We start from the raw sequence: 20,789 nt of genomic DNA on the forward strand, positions 1-20,789 counted from the left end.
GGAGGGGGCGGAGGCGGCGCCCGGTCAGCCGTTCAGCGGACCGGGCACCGCGTCTCACACCTCTTCGACCGAGCTGGGCTCGCGGCGGGACAGGTCGATGCCGAGCTCCTCGGCGGCGCGGAAGACGTCTTCCTCCGCGTCGCGCATCTCGATCGTGGAGCCGTCCTGGGACAGCACCTCGACGTTGAGGCAGAGCGACTGCATCTCCTTGATGAGAACCTTGAACGACTCCGGGATGCCCGAGTCGGGGATGTTCTCACCCTTCACGATCGCCTCGTAGACCTTGACGCGACCGGGCACGTCGTCGGACTTGATCGTGAGCAGCTCCTGGAGCGCGTAGGCAGCGCCGTACGCCTCCATCGCCCAGACCTCCATCTCACCGAAGCGCTGGCCACCGAACTGGGCCTTACCGCCGAGCGGCTGCTGGGTGATCATCGAGTACGGGCCGGTCGAGCGCGCGTGGATCTTGTCGTCGACCAGGTGGTGGAGCTTGAGGATGTACATGTAGCCCACGGAGACCGGGTCCGGGAACGGCTCGCCGGAGCGACCGTCGAAGAGCCGGGCCTTGCCGTTGCCACCGATCAGGCGGACACCGTCGCGGGTCGGGAGCGTCGAGCCCAGCAGGCCGACGATCTCGTCCTCGCGGGCACCGTCGAAGACCGGGGTCGCGACGTTGGTCCGCGGCTCGGCCTTGTCGGCACCGATCTTGCGCAGCCGCTCGGCCCACTCCTCCTTGACGGAGTCCTCGACGTGCCAGCCGTTGGCGGCGAGCCAGCCGAGGTGGATCTCCAGGATCTGACCGATGTTCATGCGGCCCGGCACACCCAGCGGGTTGAGGACCACGTCGACCGGCGTGCCGTCCTCGAGGAACGGCATGTCCTCGACCGGCAGGATCTTGGAGATGACGCCCTTGTTGCCGTGACGGCCGGCGAGCTTGTCACCCACGGAGATCTTGCGCTTCTGGGCCACGTAGACGCGGACCAGCTGGTTGACGCCCGGGGGCAGCTCGTCGCCGTCCTCGCGGTTGAACTCGCGGACGCCGATGACCGTGCCGGACTCGCCGTGCGGGACCTTCATCGAGGTGTCGCGCACCTCGCGCGCCTTCTCACCGAAGATCGCGCGGAGCAGGCGCTCCTCGGGGGTCAGCTCGGTCTCGCCCTTCGGGGTCACCTTGCCGACGAGGATGTCACCGGGGGTGACCTCCGCGCCGACCCGGATGATGCCGCGCTCGTCGAGGTCGGCGAGCAGCTCGTCGCCGACGTTCGGGATGTCCCGGGTGATCTCCTCGGGACCGAGCTTGGTGTCACGGGCGTCGACCTCGTGCTCCTCGATGTGGATCGAGGTGAGGACGTCCTCCTGCACGAGGCGCTGCGACAGGATGATCGCGTCCTCGTAGTTGTGACCCTGCCACGGCATGAACGCGACCAGCAGGTTCGTGCCGAGGGCCATCTCGCCCTCGTCGGTGCACGGACCGTCGGCGATCGGCGAGCCGATCTCGACCCGGTCTCCCTCGGAGACCAGCGGGCGCTGGTTGATGCAGGTGCCCTGGTTGGACCGGGTGAACTTGGCGAGCCGGACGGACTTGTTGCCGCCCTCGTCGTCCATGATCACGATCTCGTCGGCCGAGACCTCCTTGACGACACCGGCCACGTCGGAGGTGACCACGTCGCCGGCGTCGACCGCGGCACGGAACTCCATGCCGGTGCCGACCAGCGGCGCGTCGCTCTTGATGAGCGGCACGGCCTGGCGCTGCATGTTGGCGCCCATGAGCGCGCGGTTGGCGTCGTCGTGCTCGAGGAACGGGATCAGCGCGGTCGCGACCGACACCATCTGGCGCGGCGAGACGTCCATGAACTCGACCTCGTCGCGCGGGATGTCGACGGTCTCACCGCCACGGGTGCGGACCAGGACGCGATCGGTGACGAAGTTGCCCTTGTCGTCGAGCTCGGCGTTCGCCTGCGCGATGACCTTCGAGTCCTCCTCGTCGGCGGTCAGGTAGGCGATCTCGTCGGTGACGCGACCCTTCTTGACCACCCGGTACGGCGTCTCGACGAAGCCGAACGGGTTGATCCGACCGAACGACGCGAGCGAGCCGATCAGCCCGATGTTCGGGCCTTCCGGCGTCTCGATCGGGCACATCCGGCCGTAGTGCGAGGAGTGCACGTCGCGGACGTCCATCTGCGCGCGGTCGCGGGAGATACCACCCGGGCCGAGCGCGGACAGGCGGCGCTTGTGGGTCAGACCGGCGATCGGGTTGGTCTGGTCCATGAACTGCGAGAGCTGCGAGGTGCCGAAGAACTCCTTCAGCGCCGCGACCACGGGACGGATGTTGATCAGGGACTGCGGCGTGATCGCCTCGACGTCCTGGGTCGTCATCCGCTCGCGGACCACGCGCTCCATGCGGGCCAGGCCGGTCCGGAGCTGGTTCTGGATCAGCTCGCCGACGGTCCGCATACGGCGGTTGCCGAAGTGGTCGATGTCGTCCGGGCGGACCTCGATCGCCTCCCCGTGCGGGTCCTTGATCTCGTTGTTCGCCGCGTCGACCAGGTTGTCCTTGCCGGCGTGCAGCTGCACGATGAAGCGGATGGTCGCCACGATGTCGTCGACGGTCAGCGTCTGCTGGTCGAAGGCCTCGTGCGTGCCGAGCTTCTTGTTGATCTTGTAGCGGCCGACCTTCGCGAGGTCGTAGCGCTTGGGGTTGAAGTAGTAGTTCTGCAGCAGCGTCTGCGCAGCCTCGCGCGTGGGCGGCTCGCCCGGACGCAGCTTGCGGTAGATGTCGAGCAGCGCCTCGTCCTGGGTGGTGGTGTGGTCCTTCTCCAGGGTGAGCCGGATCGACTCGTACTCGCCGAACTCCTCGAGGATCTGCTCGTTGGTCCAACCGAGGGCCTTGAGCAGCACGGTGACGTTCTGCTTGCGCTTGCGGTCGAGGCGGACGCCGACCATGTCGCGCTTGTCGATCTCGAACTCCAGCCAGGCGCCGCGCGAGGGGATGACCTTCGCGGTGAAGATGTCCTTGTCGGACGTCTTGTCGGCGGTGCGCTCGAAGTACACGCCCGGGGAACGGACGAGCTGGGAGACGACGACACGCTCGGTGCCGTTGATGATGAAGGTGCCCTTGCGGGTCATCATCGGGAAGTCGCCCATGAAGACCGTCTGGCCCTTGATCTCACCGGTCTCGCCGTTGGTGAACTCGGCGGAGACGTAGAGGGGGCGGGAGTAGGTGAAGTCCTTCTCCTTGCACTCCTCCTCGGTGTACTTCGGGTCGAGGAAGACGGGGTTCTCGAACGAGAGCGACATCGTCTCGGAGAAGTCTTCGATCGGGGAGATCTCCTCGAAGATCTCGTGGAGTCCCGACTTCGTCGAGCGCTCCTCGCCGTTCGCGTTCGCCTCTTCGACGCGCGCCTGCCACTTCGGGTCACCGATCAGCCAGTCGAAGCTTTCGGTCTGAAGCGCAAGGAGCTGCGGAACCTCGAGAGGTTCGGAGATCTTGGCGAAGGAGATGCGGCGGGGACTCTGGGTCTTACTGTTCTTGCTGCGCGAGGCGGCCAAGAGTGGTCCTTCCGAGGCACATGTGTGACGTCGTCAGCCCACCACAAACCGGCCACCGGACAGGCGGAATGCATTTGAGGGCAGACGCAAAGAAGGAGCGTACCCGATGGGCGCGCGAAAACACAACAACCAAATTCGGGCGGAACGGCTGCCGACCGGCTGTTGATGGCGAAAGCATGAACGCCGCTCCCCCTCAGGTCAAGCACATTGGCCAAACCTGTGAGGTGTGCCTCGTCCGTGAGCCGGACGTGAGCCAGGCGCGAGCCGGAGCCGGGCTCAGTAGCTCTGGACGCCGTCCAGCAGCCAGCGGTCGCCGTCCTTGACCATCGTCGCGACGACCCGGTTCTGGAAGATCGCCGGGTTCGCGTCCCCCTTCACCGAGGACTGGTTGACGAAGACGACGACCCGGACCTTGTCCTTCTCCGCGTCCACCACGCCCGTGCCGAGCACGTCCGAGGTGACCACGGTCTTCGTCTTCACCGCCGGCCCCGGCTGGCCGTCCGCGCCCTTGGTGAGCAGCCCGAAGGTCTTCAGGTACTCCTTGCGGTAGTCCGGGGTCATGAACTTCGCCGCCCGGTCCCGGTCGGCGTCCATGTGCCGGTAGTCGTAGGCCAGCACCGAGGTGAGGGCCCGGGAGGCGGCCGCGGAGGCCTCCGGCCCGGCGTCGGCGACGTCGGTGCGCGACTTGATGTTCCCGGCCAGCACCAGGACCGCGGCCAGGGACGCGAGCGCGACCACGACCAGCACGGCGAGGACGAGGTTGCTGACCCTGCCCAACCGGCCCACGAGGCCGCTGGACTCCCCGGCGGGCTCCTCGGCGGGGATCTCGTCGGCCGCGACCGCCTCGACAGCCCCGTCAGCCCCGACGGGCTCGTCGGAGTCCTCGTCGTCGGCCGCGGGCGCCGCGGGGGTCTCGGTCTTCGCCAGGTCGACCGCACCGGCCGTCGTGCCGCCGGCCAGCTCCGCGTCGTACCGGTTGCGCTTGACCGGGTCCAGCAGCACGTCGGCGGCCTCGTTGAACAGCCGGAACTGCGAGGTGCCGGAGCCGGGCTCGAACTTGTCGGTGGCGTGCCGCCAGGCGGCCTTGATCTCGTCGGGGGTCGCGTCGGGCGCGACACCGAGGAGGTCGTACCAGGTCGGGCCCGGGTTCGGGGTGGTCGTCATCGTCGTCGCCTCACGTCACCGGGGAGAAGTCGTCCACGAGCCACTTGCCGTCGACCTTCCGCAGCGTCACGGTCCAGCGGTAGTGCCGCTGCGTGGTGCCGTCGGAGGCCTTCACGGTGCTGTCGTGGGCCACGAGCACGGTGGCGCTGTCGTCGTCCATGTCGGCGAGGCCGCTGGCCAGGATCGTGCCCGTGCCCTGCAGCCCCTTCTGCACGCCGAGCTTCTGGAAGTCGGCGAATTCCTGGGTGAACTTGGCCTTCTGCTTCGTGGTGAGCAGCTCGCCGACCTTCTTGACGTAGCCGTCCGGGTCGTCGCCGGAGACACCGTCCATGCGCAGCGAGAACTGCTCGGCGACCGCGACCACCTTGTGGCGTTCGGCGTCGGTCGGGATCGGTCGGCCACCGTTGCTCAGCGAGAACGGCTCGTCGGTCAGGTTGCGCTGGTGGAGGAACAGCAGGCCGGCGGCCAGCAGCGCGAGCACCGTCACGAGGACGAGTGCGAGCGCGACGTAACCCCGGGCTGCCCCGGAACGTGCTCCGCTCAAGCGATCACATCGCAGGCCGGAGGAGCAAGGACTGCCATGCGTTCTCCCCGTACAACCGGGCTGCCCCACCGTCGTACACGACGTTGGCGCGCGACGACTGGTCCGTCCAGGTCGCCTCACCCGTGCCCAGATCGTACGTGGCGACTGGTTGCCCGGTCCCGGTCCGGTACGCCGTCCCGGTGCGCGGGGCATACTTCGAGCCGCGCGGAACGACGTTCTTCGACGGGTCGGTGCACTGGGCGTTCATGTCCATCGCCTTGTCGCCCGTCGCGAGCGGCGTACGCCTCTCGCTGACGTTGTAGCCCTTCGCGCAGGTGGCGGGGCTCTGGGTCAGCACCAGGCCGAAGCGGGCGTTGTAACCGTCCGGGTTCTTCGCCGCGACGGTGTAGCCGCCCGCGACCATGTACGGGTAGAGCACCAGGATCTGGCGGACGCCGGCGAGGTGCTTGACGACGACCTCGCCGGTGGTGACCAGGTTGTTGATCAGGCCGCCGAGGTCGACCTTGTTGCGCTCCAGGAAGGTGCGCAGCTCGGTCGCGGTCGCGGAGCCGTTCTCGATCAGCGAGCGCAGCGAGGTGTCGTTGTCGGCGAGCACCCCGGAGAAGAGCGCCAGGTCCTGGCTGAACGCCCGGATCGCGGAGCCCTTGTCGGCCTGCGTGCGCAGGACCGTGTTGCCGTCCTTGATCAGCGCCGTGGTGACGTCGAAGTTGTCGTTCGCCGCCGCGATGAAGTCGTTGGAGGTGTCGATGATCGTACCCAGGTCGTCACCGGTGTCCTTGAACGCGGCACCGAGCTCGGAGACCGTCGTACGGAGCTGGTCCTGCGGGACCGACTGCACCAGGCCGTCGAGGTTGGTGAGGATCTCGGTGGTGGACACCGGGACGGCGGTGTCGTTCGGCGCGATCACCGAGCCGTCCTTCAGGTACGGCGCCTTGTCGGTCCTCGGCTCCAGGTCGACGTACTGCTCGCCGACGGCCGACTTGTTGCCGACCAGCGCGATGGTGTCCGCGGGGATCTCGTCCTGGCCCTTGTCGATGCTGAGCACGACGTTGACGCCGTCGTCGGTGAGCTCCATGTCCGTGACCTGGCCGACCCCGACACCGCGGTAGGTGACCGCGGCGCCGGTGAAGATGCCGCCGGACTGCTTGAAGTGCGCGTTGACCTGGTACGACGAGTCGTAGACCAGCCGGTCCAGCCGCGCGTAGCGGGCCCCGACGAACGACACCCCGACCAGCGTGATGAACACGAAGACCAGGAGCTGCTTCTTGGTGCGCGACGTGATCATCGCTGAACCACCCCCTGCATCAGGAGCGTGCCGATCCCCGGGTCGTAGCCCGTCCCGGAGAGCAGGTAGGGGTCGCGGGCCTCGGCTCCGTCGTACGCCGCACCGGTGGCGGTCCGGCCCTTGCCGCCGAGCAGCCCGCCGAGCAGCCCGCCGAGCGTGCCCGAGCCGCTGCTGGTGCCGCCGCCGGTGGAGGTGCTGGACTTCGTGCCGCCGGTACCGGTCAGCCCGCCGAGACCACCGAGCGGATTCGGCTGGCCGCCGCCGCCCTGGGCGTTGGTGCCGTTGCAGAGCGCCGCGAGCAGGCCGCAGAGCGACTTCAGCGCGGTCGGCGAGAGCAGGCTCCGGACCGTGTTGCAGACCGCCGCCAACGGCGACTTGCTGCAGGTCTGCAGCACGTCCGCGAGGCTGGTCCCGGGCGCCAGGCCCGGGATGTTCGGCAGGTTGAACAGGTCGAGCGTGAGGTTGATCGACAGGTTCGTGAAGTCACCCATGTGCAGGTTGCGAGCGACCTCGGGGTCGCGACCGACGGCCTCGTCGATGAACGGGTAGGTCAGCGCCACCTGCAGCGACTTCGGCAGGTTCTGGTCGGCCGCGGCGAACGCCTCGAGCACCGGCGCGAGGTTCTTCAGGCTGTCGATCGTCGACTCCTTCGACGCCTGGATCACCCGGACCCCGACCGAGCTCAGGTTCGACAGCGCCTGGAGCATCTTGACGAGGTCCTTGCGCTGGCCGTTGACCGACTGGATCGCCGGCGGCAGCTCGTCGAGCGCGGCCTTGATCGTGCCGTCCTGGCGGCGCAGCTCCAGCGAGAGCCGGTTGACGTTCTCGAGCGCGGTGATGATCGAGGTCTTGTTCGCGTCCAGCTGGCTCATGAAGCTGCTGACCTGCGTGATGATCGAGCGGACCGACTCCTCGCGACCGCCGAACGCGGTGTTCAGCTCCTGGGAGATGGTCTTCAGCTGGGCCACGCCGCCGCCGTTGAGCACCAGGGCGAGCGCACCGAAGACCTCTTCGATCTCCGGGTTGCGGCCGGAGTCGTCGAGCCCGATGGTGTCGCCGTTGCCGAGGTGGCCGGTCGGGTCGGCCGGCTTGCTCAGCGACACGAACTTCTCGCCGAGCAGCGAGGTCTGCCGGATCTCGGCCCGGGCGTTGTCCGGCAGGTCGACGGTCTTCGGCAGCTGCACCGTGACGTCGGCGGTGTAGCCCTCGAGCTTGATCGCGGTGACCTTGCCGATCGTGACGTCGTCGACCTTGACGGTCGACTGCGGCACCAGGTCGAGCACGTCACGGAACTTGATGTGCACCTTGATCGGGTCGCTGCCGGTGTCGGCACCGCCGGGGAGCGGCAGGTCGTACACCGAGCAGCTGCTCAGCACGAGCGCGCCGGCGACACCGGCGACGACCGCCAGGGCGCGGCGGGAGCGGGACACGATCCTCATCGGGCCACCACCAATCCGGCGAGGGTCGGGTCAACGGGTTCCACGACGCGGACCGGTGCCGACGCACCCGGCGCCGGGCGGCCGAGGCCGAGGACCTTGAGCACCGAGGTGAGCGGGCCGCAGGCGTCGGGCAGCAGGCCGCAGAGGACGACGCTCGGCTTCGAGGTCAGCTGGTTGGCGACCTCGCCGATGTTCGCGCGGGTGTCGAGCGTGCCGGCGGTCTCGTTGTAGGCCAGCGCCAGGTTGTTCAGCGCGACCGGCGCGTCCTTGAGCGACTCGTCGAGCGCCGCCCGGTTCTTCACCAGGACCTTCGAGATCTGGTTCAGGCCCTGGATGTTCGTCGACAGGATGTCCTTGTTCTCCACCACGAAGCCGCGCACCTCGGTCAGCGCGACCGACAGGTTCTGCAGCACGGCGGCGAAGTCCGCGCGCTCGTCGGCGAGCAGGTTCGCCCCCTGGGCGAGCGAGTCGTTGAACTGGCGCACGGTGGTGTCGTTCGCGGCCAGGGTCTGGGTGAACTTCTCCACCTCGCTGACCGTGCCGAAGAGGTCGTCCTTGTTGTCGGCGAGGGTCTTGGTCAGCCGGCTCAGGTTGTGCAGGGTCTGGTTGAACTGGACGCCCTGGCCGCCGAAGTTGCGGGCCGTCGAGTCCAGCAGCCGGGTCAGTGCTCCGGTGCCGGAGGCGTCCGGCTTGTTCGCGCCCTCCGGCCCGAGGGCCTTGGTGAGGTCGTTGATCGAGCCGAAGATCTCGTCGAGCTCGAGCGGGGTCGCGGTCCGGTCGAGACCGAGGTGCGCGTCGTCGGCGAGGACCGCGCCCTTCGTGTAGACCGGGGTCAGCTGGATGAACCGGTCCCCCACGATCGACGGCGAGATGACCGCGGCCTTGGCGTCGGCCGGGATCTTGTACTTGCTGTCGTAGTGGAACTTGACGACGACCTTGGTGCCGGCCGGGGTGACCTCGTCGACCTGGCCGACCTGGACGCCGAGGATCCGGACGCTGGAGCCCTTGTAGACCGAGATCGCGCGCGGGAACTCGGCGGTGACGGTCTTGCTGCTGTCGCCGTTGAACGCGAGCACGAGCGCGACCAGGAGGAGCAGGAGGAGGCCGACGACCGCGATCGTCGCCTTCCCCGAACGCAGGTTGTTCACGGTAGCCATCACTGACCCACCCCCAGCGAAGGCGTCGGCGGCAGGTTGGAGATCCAGGTGTCGAACCACGGACCGCTGCCGAGGGTGTTGGTGAACACCCGGTAGAACGGCGCCAGCAGGCGCAGCGAGTTGTCCAGGTTCGACTGGTTCTTGCGCAGGACGTCGACCACCGACTTCAGGTTGGTCAGGGCCGGCTTGAGGTCGGCACGGGTGTCGCGCACCAGGCCGGTCAGCTGGGTGGAGAGCTGGTTGGTCGAGACCAGCAGCGTGTGCACCGCCTCGCGGCGGGCGACGACGGCCCGGAGCAGGGTGTCGCTGTCCTTCATCAGCGCGACGATGTCCTGGTCACGCGCGGAGAGCACCCCGGACACCTTCCGCAGGTTGCCGAGCAGCGCGTTGACCTGCTCGTCGCGGGCCGCCACGTTCGCCGACAGCGCGGACAGGCCCTTGAGGGTGCTCTGCAGCTCCTCGGGGGTGTTCGCCGTCGCGGCCGAGAGCGTGTTCAGCGCCGTGGTGAGCTGCGGCAGGTTGATCTTCTCGGCACGCTCGGCCAGGCCGGAGAACGCGTCGACGACGTCGTACGCCGAGCGCGTGCGCGACAGCGGGATGGTCGCGCCCTTCTCCAGCTGGCCGGAGCCGGCCGGCTCGAGCGAGAGGTACATCGCGCCGAGGAGGGTCTTCACCTTGATCTCGGCGCCGCTGGTGGTGCCGAAGTCGGAGCTGGTGTTGATCTTGAACGTGACCTTCACCTTGTCGCCGTCGAGGTCGACGGTGTTGACCTTCCCGACGCGGACACCGGCGATCCGGACCTCGTCGTTCGGCTTGAGGCCGCTGGCGTCGCTGAAGTCGGCGTAGTAGGTGTCACCGCCACCGATCAGCGGCAGCGAGTCGGCCTTGAAGGCGACCAGGATCATCGCCACGATGACGGCCAGGCTGGCCGCACCGATCTTGACGGGGTCCATCTCCCGGAACGGTCTGCTCATGAGAGGTTGCACCTCCCCTTGCCGGCCACGTCGGTGCGGTAGGGGACGTTGATGCTGCCGGTCGGCAGGACCACCTTCGCCTGGAACTCGCAGAGGTAGAAGTTGAAGAAGGAGCCGTAGATCGCGGTACGTCCGATCTTCTCGAGCTTGATCGGGAGGATCTGCAGCGCGCGGTCGATCTCGCCACGTCCCTTGTTCAGGTTGGTCGCCACCTTGCGGAGGCCCTTGACGCTCTGCTGCAGACCGGGACGGATCCCGGTGGTGAGCTCGGCGGTCTGCTGGGAGAGTGCGGAGACCGAGTCGAGCGCGTTCAGGATCGAGTCCTTGTCCTGGTTCAGGCCGCCGACGAAGGCACGCAGCTGCACGATGAGCGCCGAGAGCTCCTTGTCCCGGTCGCCCACCGTCTCCAGGACGGCGTTCAGGTTGGTGATCACGTCACCGATGAGCTGGTCGCGCTCGGCGAGGGTCGTGGTCACCGACCCGGTGCTGCGCAGCAGGCCCTCGATGTTGCCGCCCTCGCCCTGGAAGACCTGGACGATCTCGTAGCTGAGCTTGTTGACGTCCGCCGGGCTGAGCGCGGCGAACAGCGGCTTGAAACCGTTGAACAGCGTCGTCAGGTCGAGTGCCGGAACGGTGCGGCTCATCGGGATGGTGCTCCCGGCCGCCATCGCGGCCGTGTCGCCGACGCCCTGGGTCACCGAGATGTAGCGCTGGCCGACCAGGTTGCGGTAGCGGATCGTCGCCGTCGAGCTCTGCGTCACCGGGGTGGCCTGGCGGACGGTGAAGGTCACCTGCGCGTGGTCGCGGTCGACGATCTCGACCTTCTTCACGCTGCCGACCTTCACGCCCGCGATACGGATGTCGTCGCCCTTCACCACGCCGGTGGCGTCGGTGAAGATCGCCTTGTACTCGTTCGTCTTCTCGAAGTTGAGGTTGCCGATGAGCACCACCAGCACGCCGGTGGCCAGCGCGGTCACGACCATGAAGACGACCAGCTTGACGAGGTCGCCGCGGGTCCTCCTGTCGAGGATCTTCATCGCACGCTCACCTCCGTCCCGGCAGCGAGCGGTCCGAAGAGCAGCGTGGTCAGGTCGGGGACCTCGTCGGCGGGTACGCCGAGCACCGGCGCGGTCAGCGCACCGAAGAGCGCCTTCTCGGCGGCACCGGCGGCGGCGTTCGAGGAAGACACGTCGATCTTCGGCGCGGTGCGCTGGTTGTCACCGCGCTGGAGGCCGTTGACGCCGTCCACGAAGTTCGGGGCGCCGCTGAACGGGATCTTCGGGCGCGGCAGGCCAAGGCAGGCAGGGCCGTTGTCGGCTCCGAACACCGGTGCGTCCTTCGCGGTGTAGCCGCGCGGCTGGCGCGGCAGGGTGATCAGGTCGATGTGGAACACGAAGCCGCGGAAGGTGCTGGCCAGCAGCGGCGCCTGGTCCACGAGGCCCGAGAGCAGGCAGGGGAACTCGGGCGCGTAGCGCTTGAGCAGCTCGGTCTGCGGCTGGCTCAGCTGGCCCAGTCGGACGATGTTGCTGCCGTTGTCGTCCAGGAACGACTTGGTCGTGTTCGAGAACGAGGTCACCTCGGTCAGGAACGCGTTCAGCTTGGCCTGCCGGGTCAGCAGCGTGTTGCCGGTCTTCGTCGTGTTGCGCAGCGTCGCGGCGATCTGCGGGGCGACGTCGGCGTACGTGCCGGTGACCTTGGAGAGCAGCCGGAGGTCCTCGACCAGCGCCGGCACCTGCGGGTTGATCCGCTTCAGGTACGAGTCGAGGGTCTCGATGTTCTCGCCGATCTCGTCGCCGCGGCCCTCGAGCGCGCCGGCGATCGCGTTCAGCGTGTAGTTCAGCTCGGCCGGCTGCACCGTGCGCAGCAGCGGGTAGATGTCGTTGAGGACCTTCTCGACCTCGATCGGCAGCTGCGTCTGGGTGATGGTGTCGCCCGCGGCCAGCGGGCTCTTCGCCGCCTCCTGGGGGATCACCAGCTCGACGTACTTCTCGCCGAAGAGCGTCTTCGGGAGGATCGAGGCGGTCACGTTCTCCGGGACCTCGTCGATCTTGTCCGGAGAGATGCCCAGGGTCAGCACGGCACCGTCGGGGCCCGTCTGGGCGTCGGTGACCTGGCCGATGATCACGCCACGGATCTTGACGTCGGCGCGCGCCGGCAGCTGCAGACCGATCGTGTCGGTGTTGAGCTTGACCTCGTCGTAGCTCACGAACTTCTGCGTGAAGACGGCGTTCACGAGCCAGACGCCGAGCACCAGCAGCCCGATGAAGAGGACGCCGAGAACCTTGTTGTTGAAGATCTTGGCCATGGCTAACCCGCCAGCCTGACCGTGGTCGTGGAGCCCCAGATCGCCATCGACAGGAACAGGTCGATCACGTTGATCGCCACGATCGACGTCCGGACCGCGCGGCCGACCGCGACGCCCACGCCCGCGGGCCCGCCGCTGGCGGTGTACCCGTGGTAGCAGTGGATGAGCACGACGACCACGGCGAAGACGAGCACCTTGCCGAAGGACCAGAGCACGTCACCGGGTGGGAGGAACTGGGTGAAGTAGTGGTCGTAGGTACCGGCGCTCTGGCCGAAGAACCGGGTCACCACGAGCCGCGTCGCGAAGTACGACGACAGCAGGCCGACGACGTACAGCGGGATGATCGCGATCAGGCCGGCGACGATCCGGGTGGTGACCAGGAACGGCATCGACGGGATCGCCATCACCTCGAGGGCGTCGACCTCCTCGGAGATCCGCATCGCGCCGAGCTGGGCGGTGAAGCCGCAGCCGACGGTCGCGGCGAGCGCGATGCCGGCGATCAGCGGCGAGATCTCGCGGGTGTTGAAGTACGCCGACACGAAGCCGGAGAACGCCGCGGTACCGATCTGGTTGAGCGAGGCGTAGCCCTGGAGGCCGACCTCGGTACCGGTGAAGAACGCCATCGCGGTGATGACGCCGACGGTGCCGCCGATGACGGCGAGGGCGCCGCTGCCCAGGGTCACCTCGGCGAGCAGCCGGAGGATCTCCTTGGGGTAGCGGGTGACCGACCGCGGGGTCGCGATCAGCGCCTTGATGTAGAAGTTGAGCTCCTCGCCCATCTTGTCGAGGAAGCTCAGCGGCTTCTGGTACGTCTGCTTCAGGTCGGGCATCGCGTCATCCCGTCTTCGGCGGGACGAGCTGGAAGTAGATCGCGCTCATCACGAAGTTGACGACGAACAGGAGCATGAAGGTGATGACGACGGACTCGTTGACCGCGTCGCCGACGCCCTTCGGGCCACCGCCCGCGTTCATGCCCTTGTACGCCGCGACGATGGCGGCGATCAGGCCGAACACGAGTGCCTTGGCCATGCCTTGCCAGAGGTCCGGCAGCTGGGCGAGCGCGGTGAAGCTCGCCAGGTAGGCGCCGGGGGTGCCGTCCTGGAGGACGACGTTGAAGAAGTAGCCGCCGATCACGCCGACGACGCTGACCAGGCCGTTGAGGAAGACCGCCACGAGCATGCAGGCCAGGACCCGGGGCACGACCAGGCGCTGGATCGGGTCGATGCCCAGCACCATCATCGCGTCGAGCTCCTCGCGGATCTTGCGCGCCCCGAGGTCGGCCGCGATGGCCGAGCCGCCGGCGCCGGCGATGAGCAGCGAGGTGGCGATCGGTCCTGCCTCGCGGACGACCGCGAGGACCGAGGCCGAACCGGTGAACGACTGCGCGCCGAACTGCTTGATCAGGCCACCGACCTGCAGCGCGATCACCGCACCGAACGGGATCGCGACCAGCGCGGTCGGGATGATCGTCACCGAGGCGATGAACCACGCCTGCTGGATGAACTCGCGCGTCTGGAACGGACGACGGAACAACGAGCGTCCGACGTCCAGACCGAAGGCGAAAAGCTTGCCGGCCGTTCCGATTGGTGCCAGAACCCGGTCAGCGGTCACGGAGGACATGCCTGGTCAGGCCCCCGTCGCCATGGTCATGTTCTCCGCGAACGACCCCGGAGGCGGCGTGATGCCGTTCTCGCGGCACCACTCGCCGGCCGGACGCTGGCTGCGGCGCGGGATGCCCGAGGACGGCTCCTGCTGCAGCGGGATCGGCGGCAGCGGGGGCAGCTCCTGGTCCTTCTCGGCCTCCAGCTCGTCGGCGTCCTTCTCCTCCGACATGCCGATCGGGCCGACGCGCTGGGCGTTCAGGAACTGCCGGACCACCGGCTCCTCGGAGCTCAGCAGCATCTCGCGCGGACCGAACATCGCCAGGTGCTTGTGGTAGAGCAGGCCGATGTTGTCCGGCACCGTGCGGGCGGTGTTGATGTCGTGGGTCACGATCAGGAACGTCGCGTCGATCTGCGCGTTCAGGTCGATGATCAGCTGGTTCAGGAACGCCGTACGCACCGGGTCCAGGCCCGAGTCCGGCTCGTCGAAGAGGACGATCTCCGGGTCCAGCACGAGCGCGCGGGCCAGGCCGGCGCGCTTGCGCATGCCGCCGGAGATCTCACCGGGGAGCTTGTCCTCGGCACCGAGGAGACCGACCAGGTCCATCTTCTCCATGACGATGTTGCGGATCTCCGACTCGGACTTCTTGGTGTGCTCGCGCAGCGGGAAGGCGACGTTGTCGTAGAGGTTCATCGAGCCGAACATGGCGCCGTCCTGGAACAGCACGCCGAACAGCTTGCGGATCTCGTAGAGCTCCTTCTCCGGGCACGAGGCGATGTCGACGCCCTCGATGATCACCTTGCCGGTGTCGGGCTTCAGCAGGCCGATGATCGTCTTGAGGAGCACGGACTTGCCGGTACCCGACGGACCCAGCATCACGCAGATCTCACCGGCCGGGACCGTGAGGGTCACGTCTTTCCAGATCAGCGACTTGCCGAACGACTTCGTCAGGTGCTCGATCTTGATCTCGACGCCCATGGAGCAATCTCCCTCTCAAAAAGAATCACCGGCGAGTGTGACTCCCACGACACTCTCGCCTCGGGTAACCAACGAGTAACCCCGGGCAAAGTTACGCAAACATTGCAGCGGTGTCCGCATGTCAGCCCGGTGTCTCAGATTTCGAGGTCCCGCGCGGTCTATCGGCCAGGGCGCCGGTTTCCTGAACGTTTCGGGTCGGGAGGTTCCCGTTTCCCGGGAACGCCGACGAGCGGCCGTCCCGGGTGGGGACGACCGCTCGTGCGGGTGGTGCGTGGAGCTACCGGATCACTTGAGCGAGATCGTGGCGCCGGCGGCCTCGAGGGCCTCCTTCGCCTTCTCGGCGGTCTCCTTGTTGACCTTCTCGAGGATGGCCTTCGGGGCCGCCTCGACGAGCTCCTTGGCCTCCTTCAGGCCGAGGGAGGTCAGCGCGCGGACCTCCTTGATGACGTTGATCTTCTTGTCGCCGGCGGCGTCGAGGACCACGTCGAACTCGTCCTGCTCGCCAGCGTCGTCACCAGCGGCAGCGGCGCCACCGGCGGCCGGGGCAGCGGCAACGGCGACCGGAGCGGCGGCGGTGACGCCGAAGGTCTCTTCGAACTGCTTCACGAACTCGCTGAGCTCCAGGAGGGTCATCTCCTTGAAAGCGTCGAGCAGCTCGTCGGTGCTGAGCTTCGCCATGATGGCGTTCCTTCCATTCGTCGGCGGCACGGGATCCCGCGCGCGCCAGGTTTACCTACGGGTGGTTCCGCCAGTTACTCGGCGGGGGCTTCCTCGGCCTCGGCGACGGGAGCCTCGGCGGCCTCCGCCTCCGGAGCGTCGGCGGTCTCGGCCTCGGGCTCCGCAGCGGGAGCCTCCTCGGCCGGGGCCTCCTCCGCAGCAGCGGCGACGGGCTCGCCCGCACCACCCTGGAGGATCGAGGGGTCCTGCTCGGCCTTGGCCTGGAGCGCGCCGGCGAGCCGGGCGGCCTGGGCGATCGGGGCGTTGAGCAGGTAGACGGCCTGGCTGAGCGAAGCGAGCATCGCGCCCGCCAGCTTGCCCAGGAGAACCTCGCGGGACTCGAGATCGGCCATCTTGGCGATCTCGCTGGCGTCCATCGCGGCACCGTCGATGAAACCGCCCTTGATGACGAGGGCGGGGTTTGCCTTGGCGAAGTCACGCAGACCCTTGGCCGCCTCGACCACGTCGCCGTTGATGAAGGCGATGGCGGTCGGGCCGTTGAGGAGGTCGTCGAAACCCTCGACTCCGGCCTCGGTGGCGGCAAGCTTGGTCAGCGTGTTCTTGACCACGGCGTAGTTGGCGTTCTCGCCGAGGGAGCGCCGCAGTTCCTGCAGCTGCTTCACGGTGAGCCCGCGGTACTCGGTCAGCACAGCGCCAGCGGAGTCGTTGAACTGCTCGACGATCTCCGCGACGGCTGCTGCCTTGTCTGGCCGCGCCATGGGACTCCTTCCAACTGTGCACGGGTTGTGCGAACCGAACCCGGCCGTTGAAAAGCAAAACGCCCTGGTGCAGACATCCAGGGCGTGGCACGACGCTGCGTGCTGTTCCGTGGCGCCTGCGCAGGTCGTCCGTTCTCACGGACCTTCGCACTCCGGGGAGTGGACCGGCGGTCTTCGGTTCCGGTGCAGGAGTCTACGGGTCGTCCGCTGATGTGCAAAATCGAGACAGGCCCGGCACCCTCGCGGGTACCGGGCCTGTCGTACGACGGGGCGAAGCAGGCTCAGGCCTCGTCCTCGACCGCGACGTTGCGGGTGCGGTTCGGGTCGACCTGGACACCGGGGCCCATGGTGGTCGACACGGTGACCTTCTTCAGGTACCGGCCCTTGGAGCTGGACGGCTTGAGCCGCAGCACCTCCTCGAGCGCCGCGGCGTAGTTCTCCGCGAGCTGGACCTCGGAGAACGAGGCCTTGCCGATGATGAAGTGCAGGTTCGCGTGCCGGTCGACACGGAACTCGATCTTGCCGCCCTTGATGTCGTTGACGGCCTTCGCGACGTCCGGCGTCACGGTGCCCGTCTTCGGGTTCGGCATCAGGCCACGCGGGCCGAGGACGCGACCGAGGCGGCCGACCTTGCCCATCATGTCCGGGGTCGCGACGACGGCGTCGAAGTCCGTCCAGCCGCCGTTGACCTTCTCGATCAGCTCGTCGCCACCGACGATGTCGGCGCCGGCCTCACGGGCGGCCTCGGCCTTGTCCGCGTTCGCGAACACGAGGACGCGGGCGGTCTTGCCGGTGCCGTGCGGGAGGATGACGGTGCCGCGGACCATCTGGTCGGCCTTGCGCGGGTCGACGCCCAGTCGCATGACGACGTCGACGGTCTCGTCGAACTTCTTCTTCGACGCGGTCTTGGCGATCTTGATCGCCGACAGCGGGGCGTAGAGCTCGTCCTTGTCGAACGTCTCGGCGGCCGCGCGGTAAGTCTTGCTGCGCTGCATGGTGTTTCCTACTTTCGGAAGATGTGGTGAGCGGACCAGCGCGGTCCTTCCACGGGGTGATCAGTCGGTGGTGACGCCCATCGAGCGGGCAGTGCCCTCGACGATCTTCATGGCCGCCTCGATGTCGTTCGCGTTGAGGTCGGGCATCTTGGTCTCGGCGATCTCGCGCACCTGGTCCTTGGTCAGCTTGCCGACCTTGTCCTTCTGCGGGACGCCCGACCCCTTGGCGATACCGGCGACCTTCTTGATCAGCTCGGCGGCCGGCGGGGTCTTCGTGATGAAGGTGAACGACCGGTCCTCGTAGATCGTGATCTCGACCGGGATGACGTTGCCGCGCATGGCTTCGGTCTGGGCGTTGTACGCCTTGCAGAAGTCCATGATGTTGACGCCGTGCGGACCGAGCGCGGTACCGACCGGCGGGGCCGGCGTCGCGGCACCGGCCTGGAGCTGCACCTTGACCAGTGCGGCGATCTTCTTCTTCGGAGGCATGCTCTCTCTACTTTCTTCTCGTGGTCATGACGAGGCCGTCGGCCTCTGCCACCGGGTGTTGCGTGCTGAGCGGGCGGTCAGACCCGTTCGATCTGACTGAAGCTCAGCTCGACCGGGGTCTCCCGGCCGAAGATCTCGACGAGGGCCTTGACCCTCTGTGCCTCGGCGTTGATCTCGGTGATCGTCGCGTGCAGCGTGGCGAACGGGCCGTCCACGACCATGACCGAGTCGCTGACCTCGAAGTCGGCCACGGTGACCGGCTTGCGGGTGGCGGTCCGCGCGGCGGGCTGACCGGCGGCCGTCTCCGCGGCCACGGCGGCGGCCTCGGCCTCGGCCTGGACTGCCGGAGCGAGCATGTTCTCGACCTCGTCGAGGCTCAGCGGCACCGGCTGGTGGCTGTGGCCGACGAAACCGGTCACCGACGGGGTGTGCCGGACGGCGGCCCACGACTCGTCGGTCAGGTCCATCCGGACCAGGACGTAGCCGGGGAGGACGGTGCGCTTGACGAGCTTGCGCTGACCGTTCTTGATCTCCGCGACCTCCTCGGTCGGGACGATCACCTCGTGGATGTAGTCCTCCATGTTGAGGGAGGTGATCCGGTTCTCGAGGTTGGCCTTGACCCGGTTCTCCATGCCCGAGTAGGTGTGCACGACGAACCAGTCGCCGACCTTCTCGCGCAGGGCCGCGCGGAACTCCTCCAGCGGGTCCGCCGCGGGGGCGTCGACCGGGGTCTCGTCGACCTCGGCCTCGTTGACCTCGGCCTCGTTGACCTCGGCCTCGTCGGCCTCGGCCTCGTCGGTCTCACCGGCCTCGTCGGTCGCGTCGCTCTCGTCGGCGTCGACGTCCGCGGCGGTCTCCTCGGGAGACTCCTCGGGGGTCTCCTCGAGGGAGTCACCGGCGGGCGCGTCCGTCACGAGGTCGTCCACGACCTCTTCGGTCTCGCCGGCCAGGTTCTCCTGGGCCTCGTCGTACTGCTCCGACACGATTTCTCCGTAATGCTCGTCTTGTGGTGGTGAACGGGTGCTGCCCTGCTGCTACTTGCCGCCGGACTTGCTGTCGCCGAAGACGGCGAACACCGCCTTGCCGAACGCCAGGTCGAGGACCGACACCAGCGCGATCATGACGAGGACGAACACCATCACCACGAGGAAGTAGGTCACCAGCTGCTGCTGCGTGGGCCAGACGACCTTGCGCAGCTCGGCGACGACCTGGCGGTAGAACGTGACCGGGCTCGTGCGCTCGGACTTGGCCGAACGCGTCGAGGGGGTGTCCGTCACGGCTTCCTCTTCCTCTCATCGATTGCTTGTTCGCAGGGCACGAGGGACTTGAACCCCCAACCTTCGGTTTTGGAGACCGATGCTCTGCCAGTTGAGCTAGTGCCCTTCGGCAAGCCCCGGGCATGCAAAAGCATTGCCCGAAGACACCAAGCAAGGAGTCTACGGGGCCGCGGTGGGCAAAGTCGAACCGGGACCCTCCCGGCGGCGTCCGGAGTCGGAACCGCCTCGCGGACACGCCGGTGGCTCTGGAACGATGTGCCCCGTGAGCGAGTCGACGCAGCCCCTGTCCGAACGGTCCCCTGACGAGCTGGCCGCCTTCCTGGCCGCCCAGGAGGCGGCGTACGCCGACCTCAAGGCGCAGGGCCTCAAGCTCGACCTGACCCGGGGCAAGCCCGCGTCCAGCCAGCTCGACCTCTCCGACGCGCTCCTCGCCCTGCCGACCAGCGCCACCGACGCCCACGGCGTGGACACCCGCAACTACGGCGGGCTCGAGGGCATCCGCCAGCTGCGCGAGATGTTCGCCGAGCTGCTCGCGGTCGAGACCGAGCAGCTCGTCGCAGGCGGCAACTCCAGCCTGGTGATGATGCGCGAGGTGCTCACCGACCTCTGGCTCAAGGGCGGCGTCGACAGCGAGCGCCCCTGGGGCCAGGAGGAGAAGGTCACCTTCATCTGCCCGGTCCCCGGCTACGACCGGCACTTCACGCTGCTGGACTGGTTCGGCATCGACACCGTGACCGTGCCGATGAACGACGACGGCCCGGACGCCGAGGCGGTCGCCCGGCTGGCGGCCTCGGACCCGTCGATCAAGGGCATGTGGATCGTGCCGACGTACGCGAACCCGACCGGGTCCGTCTGCTCCCAGGAGGTCGCCGAGCGGCTCGCCTCGATGCCGACCGCGGCGCCGGACTTCAAGATCCTCTGGGACAACGCCTACGCGTTCCACCACCTGACCGCCGCGGAGGCCAAGAGCGCCGACATCCTGAGCCTCGCCTCGGCCGCGGGCAACCCGCACCGGCCGATCGTGTTCGCGTCGACCTCGAAGATCACCTACGCCGGCGCCGGCGTCGCGTTCCTGGCCGGGTCGGTCGAGACCGTGCAGTGGTACACCAGCCACCTCGGCAAGGGCGCGATCGGGCCGGACAAGCTCAACCAGCTGCGGCACGCGGAGTTCTTCGGCTCGGCCCAGGGCGTGCGCGACCACATGGTCAAGCACCGCGAGATCATCGCGCCGAAGTTCGCCGAGGTCGACCGGATCCTGACCGAGCGCCTCGGCGGCCTCGGCGTCGCCACCTGGACCAAGCCCACCGGCGGCTACTTCGTCAGCCTCGACGTCCTCGACGGGACCGCGGCGCGCGTGGTCGCCCTGGCCAAGGAGGCGGGCGTCGCGCTCACCCCGGCCGGCGCCTCCTTCCCGCGCGGCGAGGACCCCGACGACCGCAACATCCGGCTCGCGCCGACCTTCCCGTCGCCGGCCGACGTCACCGGCGCGATGGAAGCGGTCACGACCTGCGTGCTGCTGGCGGCGGCGGAGAAGCTGACCGCCTGACGTGGTGACACCCGGGTCCGACCGCAACCAGGACGAGCGCGAAGCGCGA

The 20,789-nt window shown here is 68.0% G+C and carries 19 protein-coding genes and 1 tRNA gene; 1 reads left to right on the forward strand and 19 read right to left on the reverse strand.

All coding sequences use genetic code 11. The features are described from left to right. Window positions 1-54: 54 nt before the first annotated feature. The 19 genes from rpoB to AB4Y76_RS06750 all read right to left on the reverse strand — a co-directional run bounded on the left by rpoB (window position 55) and on the right by AB4Y76_RS06750 (window position 19,300). Complete coding sequence (gene rpoB, locus AB4Y76_RS06660; RefSeq protein ID WP_441923402.1) at window positions 55-3,549, reverse strand: DNA-directed RNA polymerase subunit beta; 3,495 nt, start codon at window positions 3,547-3,549, stop codon at window positions 55-57. A gap of 276 nt (window positions 3,550-3,825) precedes the next feature. Continuing rightward, a complete protein-coding gene (locus AB4Y76_RS06665) occupies window positions 3,826-4,713 on the reverse strand; it encodes a J domain-containing protein (protein WP_441923404.1) in 888 nt (295 codons plus the stop codon). Between the two features lie 10 nt (window positions 4,714-4,723). After that, window positions 4,724-5,257 (reverse strand): hypothetical protein, encoded by a 534-nt coding sequence (locus AB4Y76_RS06670; protein WP_441923406.1) that lies wholly within the window; start codon window positions 5,255-5,257, stop codon window positions 4,724-4,726. 4 nt (window positions 5,258-5,261) lie between these two features. Beyond that, the gene (locus AB4Y76_RS06675) at window positions 5,262-6,542 is read right to left on the reverse strand and encodes an MCE family protein (RefSeq protein WP_441923408.1); all 1,281 of its coding nucleotides are present in this window, start codon (window positions 6,540-6,542) and stop codon (window positions 5,262-5,264) included. Then, window positions 6,539-7,981 carry an MCE family protein gene (locus AB4Y76_RS06680; RefSeq protein WP_441923410.1) on the reverse strand — a complete coding sequence of 481 codons (1,443 nt, stop codon included), beginning with the start codon at window positions 7,979-7,981 and terminating at the stop codon, window positions 6,539-6,541. Before AB4Y76_RS06680 ends, AB4Y76_RS06675 begins: the two co-directional genes overlap by 4 nt. Further along, window positions 7,978-9,138: an MCE family protein gene (locus AB4Y76_RS06685; RefSeq protein ID WP_441923412.1), complete on the reverse strand. Its 1,161-nt coding sequence runs from the start codon at window positions 9,136-9,138 to the stop codon at window positions 7,978-7,980. Before AB4Y76_RS06685 ends, AB4Y76_RS06680 begins: the two co-directional genes overlap by 4 nt. Further along, window positions 9,138-10,112, reverse strand: a complete 975-nt coding sequence (locus tag AB4Y76_RS06690; protein WP_441923414.1) for an MCE family protein — start codon at window positions 10,110-10,112, stop codon at window positions 9,138-9,140. Before AB4Y76_RS06690 ends, AB4Y76_RS06685 begins: the two co-directional genes overlap by 1 nt. After that, window positions 10,109-11,149: an MCE family protein gene (locus AB4Y76_RS06695; protein ID WP_441923416.1), complete on the reverse strand. Its 1,041-nt coding sequence runs from the start codon at window positions 11,147-11,149 to the stop codon at window positions 10,109-10,111. Before AB4Y76_RS06695 ends, AB4Y76_RS06690 begins: the two co-directional genes overlap by 4 nt. Further along, window positions 11,146-12,417, reverse strand: coding sequence for an MCE family protein (locus tag AB4Y76_RS06700; RefSeq protein ID WP_441923418.1), 1,272 nt, complete (start codon window positions 12,415-12,417; stop codon window positions 11,146-11,148). The genes AB4Y76_RS06695 and AB4Y76_RS06700 overlap by 4 nt, the downstream gene beginning before the upstream one ends. A 2-nt stretch (window positions 12,418-12,419) precedes the next feature. Next, window positions 12,420-13,247 (reverse strand): MlaE family ABC transporter permease, encoded by an 828-nt coding sequence (locus AB4Y76_RS06705; protein WP_441923420.1) that lies wholly within the window; start codon window positions 13,245-13,247, stop codon window positions 12,420-12,422. Between the two features lie 4 nt (window positions 13,248-13,251). Then, the gene (locus tag AB4Y76_RS06710; protein WP_441923422.1) at window positions 13,252-14,037 is read right to left on the reverse strand and encodes an MlaE family ABC transporter permease; all 786 of its coding nucleotides are present in this window, start codon (window positions 14,035-14,037) and stop codon (window positions 13,252-13,254) included. A 6-nt stretch (window positions 14,038-14,043) separates the two neighbouring features. Then, window positions 14,044-14,997, reverse strand: a complete 954-nt coding sequence (locus AB4Y76_RS06715) for an ABC transporter ATP-binding protein (RefSeq protein ID WP_441923424.1) — start codon at window positions 14,995-14,997, stop codon at window positions 14,044-14,046. A 285-nt stretch (window positions 14,998-15,282) separates the two neighbouring features. Further along, window positions 15,283-15,675 carry a 50S ribosomal protein L7/L12 gene (gene rplL, locus AB4Y76_RS06720; RefSeq protein ID WP_441923426.1) on the reverse strand — a complete coding sequence of 131 codons (393 nt, stop codon included), beginning with the start codon at window positions 15,673-15,675 and terminating at the stop codon, window positions 15,283-15,285. A 74-nt stretch (window positions 15,676-15,749) separates the two neighbouring features. After that, window positions 15,750-16,433: a 50S ribosomal protein L10 gene (gene rplJ / locus AB4Y76_RS06725; RefSeq protein ID WP_441923428.1), complete on the reverse strand. Its 684-nt coding sequence runs from the start codon at window positions 16,431-16,433 to the stop codon at window positions 15,750-15,752. Window positions 16,434-16,714: 281 nt separating this feature from the next. Beyond that, window positions 16,715-17,428 (reverse strand): 50S ribosomal protein L1, encoded by a 714-nt coding sequence (gene rplA, locus AB4Y76_RS06730; protein WP_441923430.1) that lies wholly within the window; start codon window positions 17,426-17,428, stop codon window positions 16,715-16,717. A gap of 60 nt (window positions 17,429-17,488) precedes the next feature. Continuing rightward, complete coding sequence (gene rplK / locus AB4Y76_RS06735) at window positions 17,489-17,917, reverse strand: 50S ribosomal protein L11 (RefSeq protein WP_441923432.1); 429 nt, start codon at window positions 17,915-17,917, stop codon at window positions 17,489-17,491. 77 nt (window positions 17,918-17,994) lie between these two features. Then, the gene (locus AB4Y76_RS06740) at window positions 17,995-18,900 is read right to left on the reverse strand and encodes a transcription termination/antitermination NusG family protein (RefSeq protein ID WP_441923434.1); all 906 of its coding nucleotides are present in this window, start codon (window positions 18,898-18,900) and stop codon (window positions 17,995-17,997) included. A gap of 51 nt (window positions 18,901-18,951) precedes the next feature. Next, entirely contained in the window at window positions 18,952-19,194 is a 243-nt protein-coding gene (gene secE / locus AB4Y76_RS06745) for a preprotein translocase subunit SecE (protein WP_441923436.1), read from the reverse strand. 33 nt (window positions 19,195-19,227) lie between these two features. Beyond that, window positions 19,228-19,300 (reverse strand) — tRNA-Trp (locus AB4Y76_RS06750). 156 nt (window positions 19,301-19,456) lie between these two features. On the opposite strand from AB4Y76_RS06750, the gene AB4Y76_RS06755 reads away from it, so the two are divergent. Beyond that, window positions 19,457-20,740: an aminotransferase gene (locus tag AB4Y76_RS06755; protein ID WP_441923438.1), complete on the forward strand. Its 1,284-nt coding sequence runs from the start codon at window positions 19,457-19,459 to the stop codon at window positions 20,738-20,740. Window positions 20,741-20,789 lie beyond the last annotated feature (49 nt).

It is taken from the genome of Marmoricola sp. RAF53 (genome assembly GCF_052114005.1).
GTDB lineage: Bacteria > Actinomycetota > Actinomycetes > Propionibacteriales > Nocardioidaceae > Marmoricola.

Coding starts and splice junctions, on each gene's coding strand:
- AB4Y76_RS06680 (WP_441923410.1), bottom strand. CDS start 7,981: ATGAGGATCGTGTCCCGCTCCCGCCGCGCCCTGGCGGTCGTCGCCGGT.
- rplA (WP_441923430.1), bottom strand. CDS start 17,428: ATGCAGCGCAGCAAGACTTACCGCGCGGCCGCCGAGACGTTCGACAAG.
- AB4Y76_RS06705 (WP_441923420.1), bottom strand. CDS start 13,247: ATGCCCGACCTGAAGCAGACGTACCAGAAGCCGCTGAGCTTCCTCGAC.
- AB4Y76_RS06715 (WP_441923424.1), bottom strand. CDS start 14,997: ATGGGCGTCGAGATCAAGATCGAGCACCTGACGAAGTCGTTCGGCAAG.
- AB4Y76_RS06695 (WP_441923416.1), bottom strand. CDS start 11,149: ATGAAGATCCTCGACAGGAGGACCCGCGGCGACCTCGTCAAGCTGGTC.
- AB4Y76_RS06710 (WP_441923422.1), bottom strand. CDS start 14,037: ATGTCCTCCGTGACCGCTGACCGGGTTCTGGCACCAATCGGAACGGCC.
- AB4Y76_RS06675 (WP_441923408.1), bottom strand. CDS start 6,542: ATGATCACGTCGCGCACCAAGAAGCAGCTCCTGGTCTTCGTGTTCATC.
- rplJ (WP_441923428.1), bottom strand. CDS start 16,433: ATGGCGCGGCCAGACAAGGCAGCAGCCGTCGCGGAGATCGTCGAGCAG.
- AB4Y76_RS06700 (WP_441923418.1), bottom strand. CDS start 12,417: ATGGCCAAGATCTTCAACAACAAGGTTCTCGGCGTCCTCTTCATCGGG.
- rplL (WP_441923426.1), bottom strand. CDS start 15,675: ATGGCGAAGCTCAGCACCGACGAGCTGCTCGACGCTTTCAAGGAGATG.
- AB4Y76_RS06685 (WP_441923412.1), bottom strand. CDS start 9,138: ATGGCTACCGTGAACAACCTGCGTTCGGGGAAGGCGACGATCGCGGTC.
- AB4Y76_RS06665 (WP_441923404.1), bottom strand. CDS start 4,713: ATGACGACCACCCCGAACCCGGGCCCGACCTGGTACGACCTCCTCGGT.
- rplK (WP_441923432.1), bottom strand. CDS start 17,917: ATGCCTCCGAAGAAGAAGATCGCCGCACTGGTCAAGGTGCAGCTCCAG.
- AB4Y76_RS06690 (WP_441923414.1), bottom strand. CDS start 10,112: ATGAGCAGACCGTTCCGGGAGATGGACCCCGTCAAGATCGGTGCGGCC.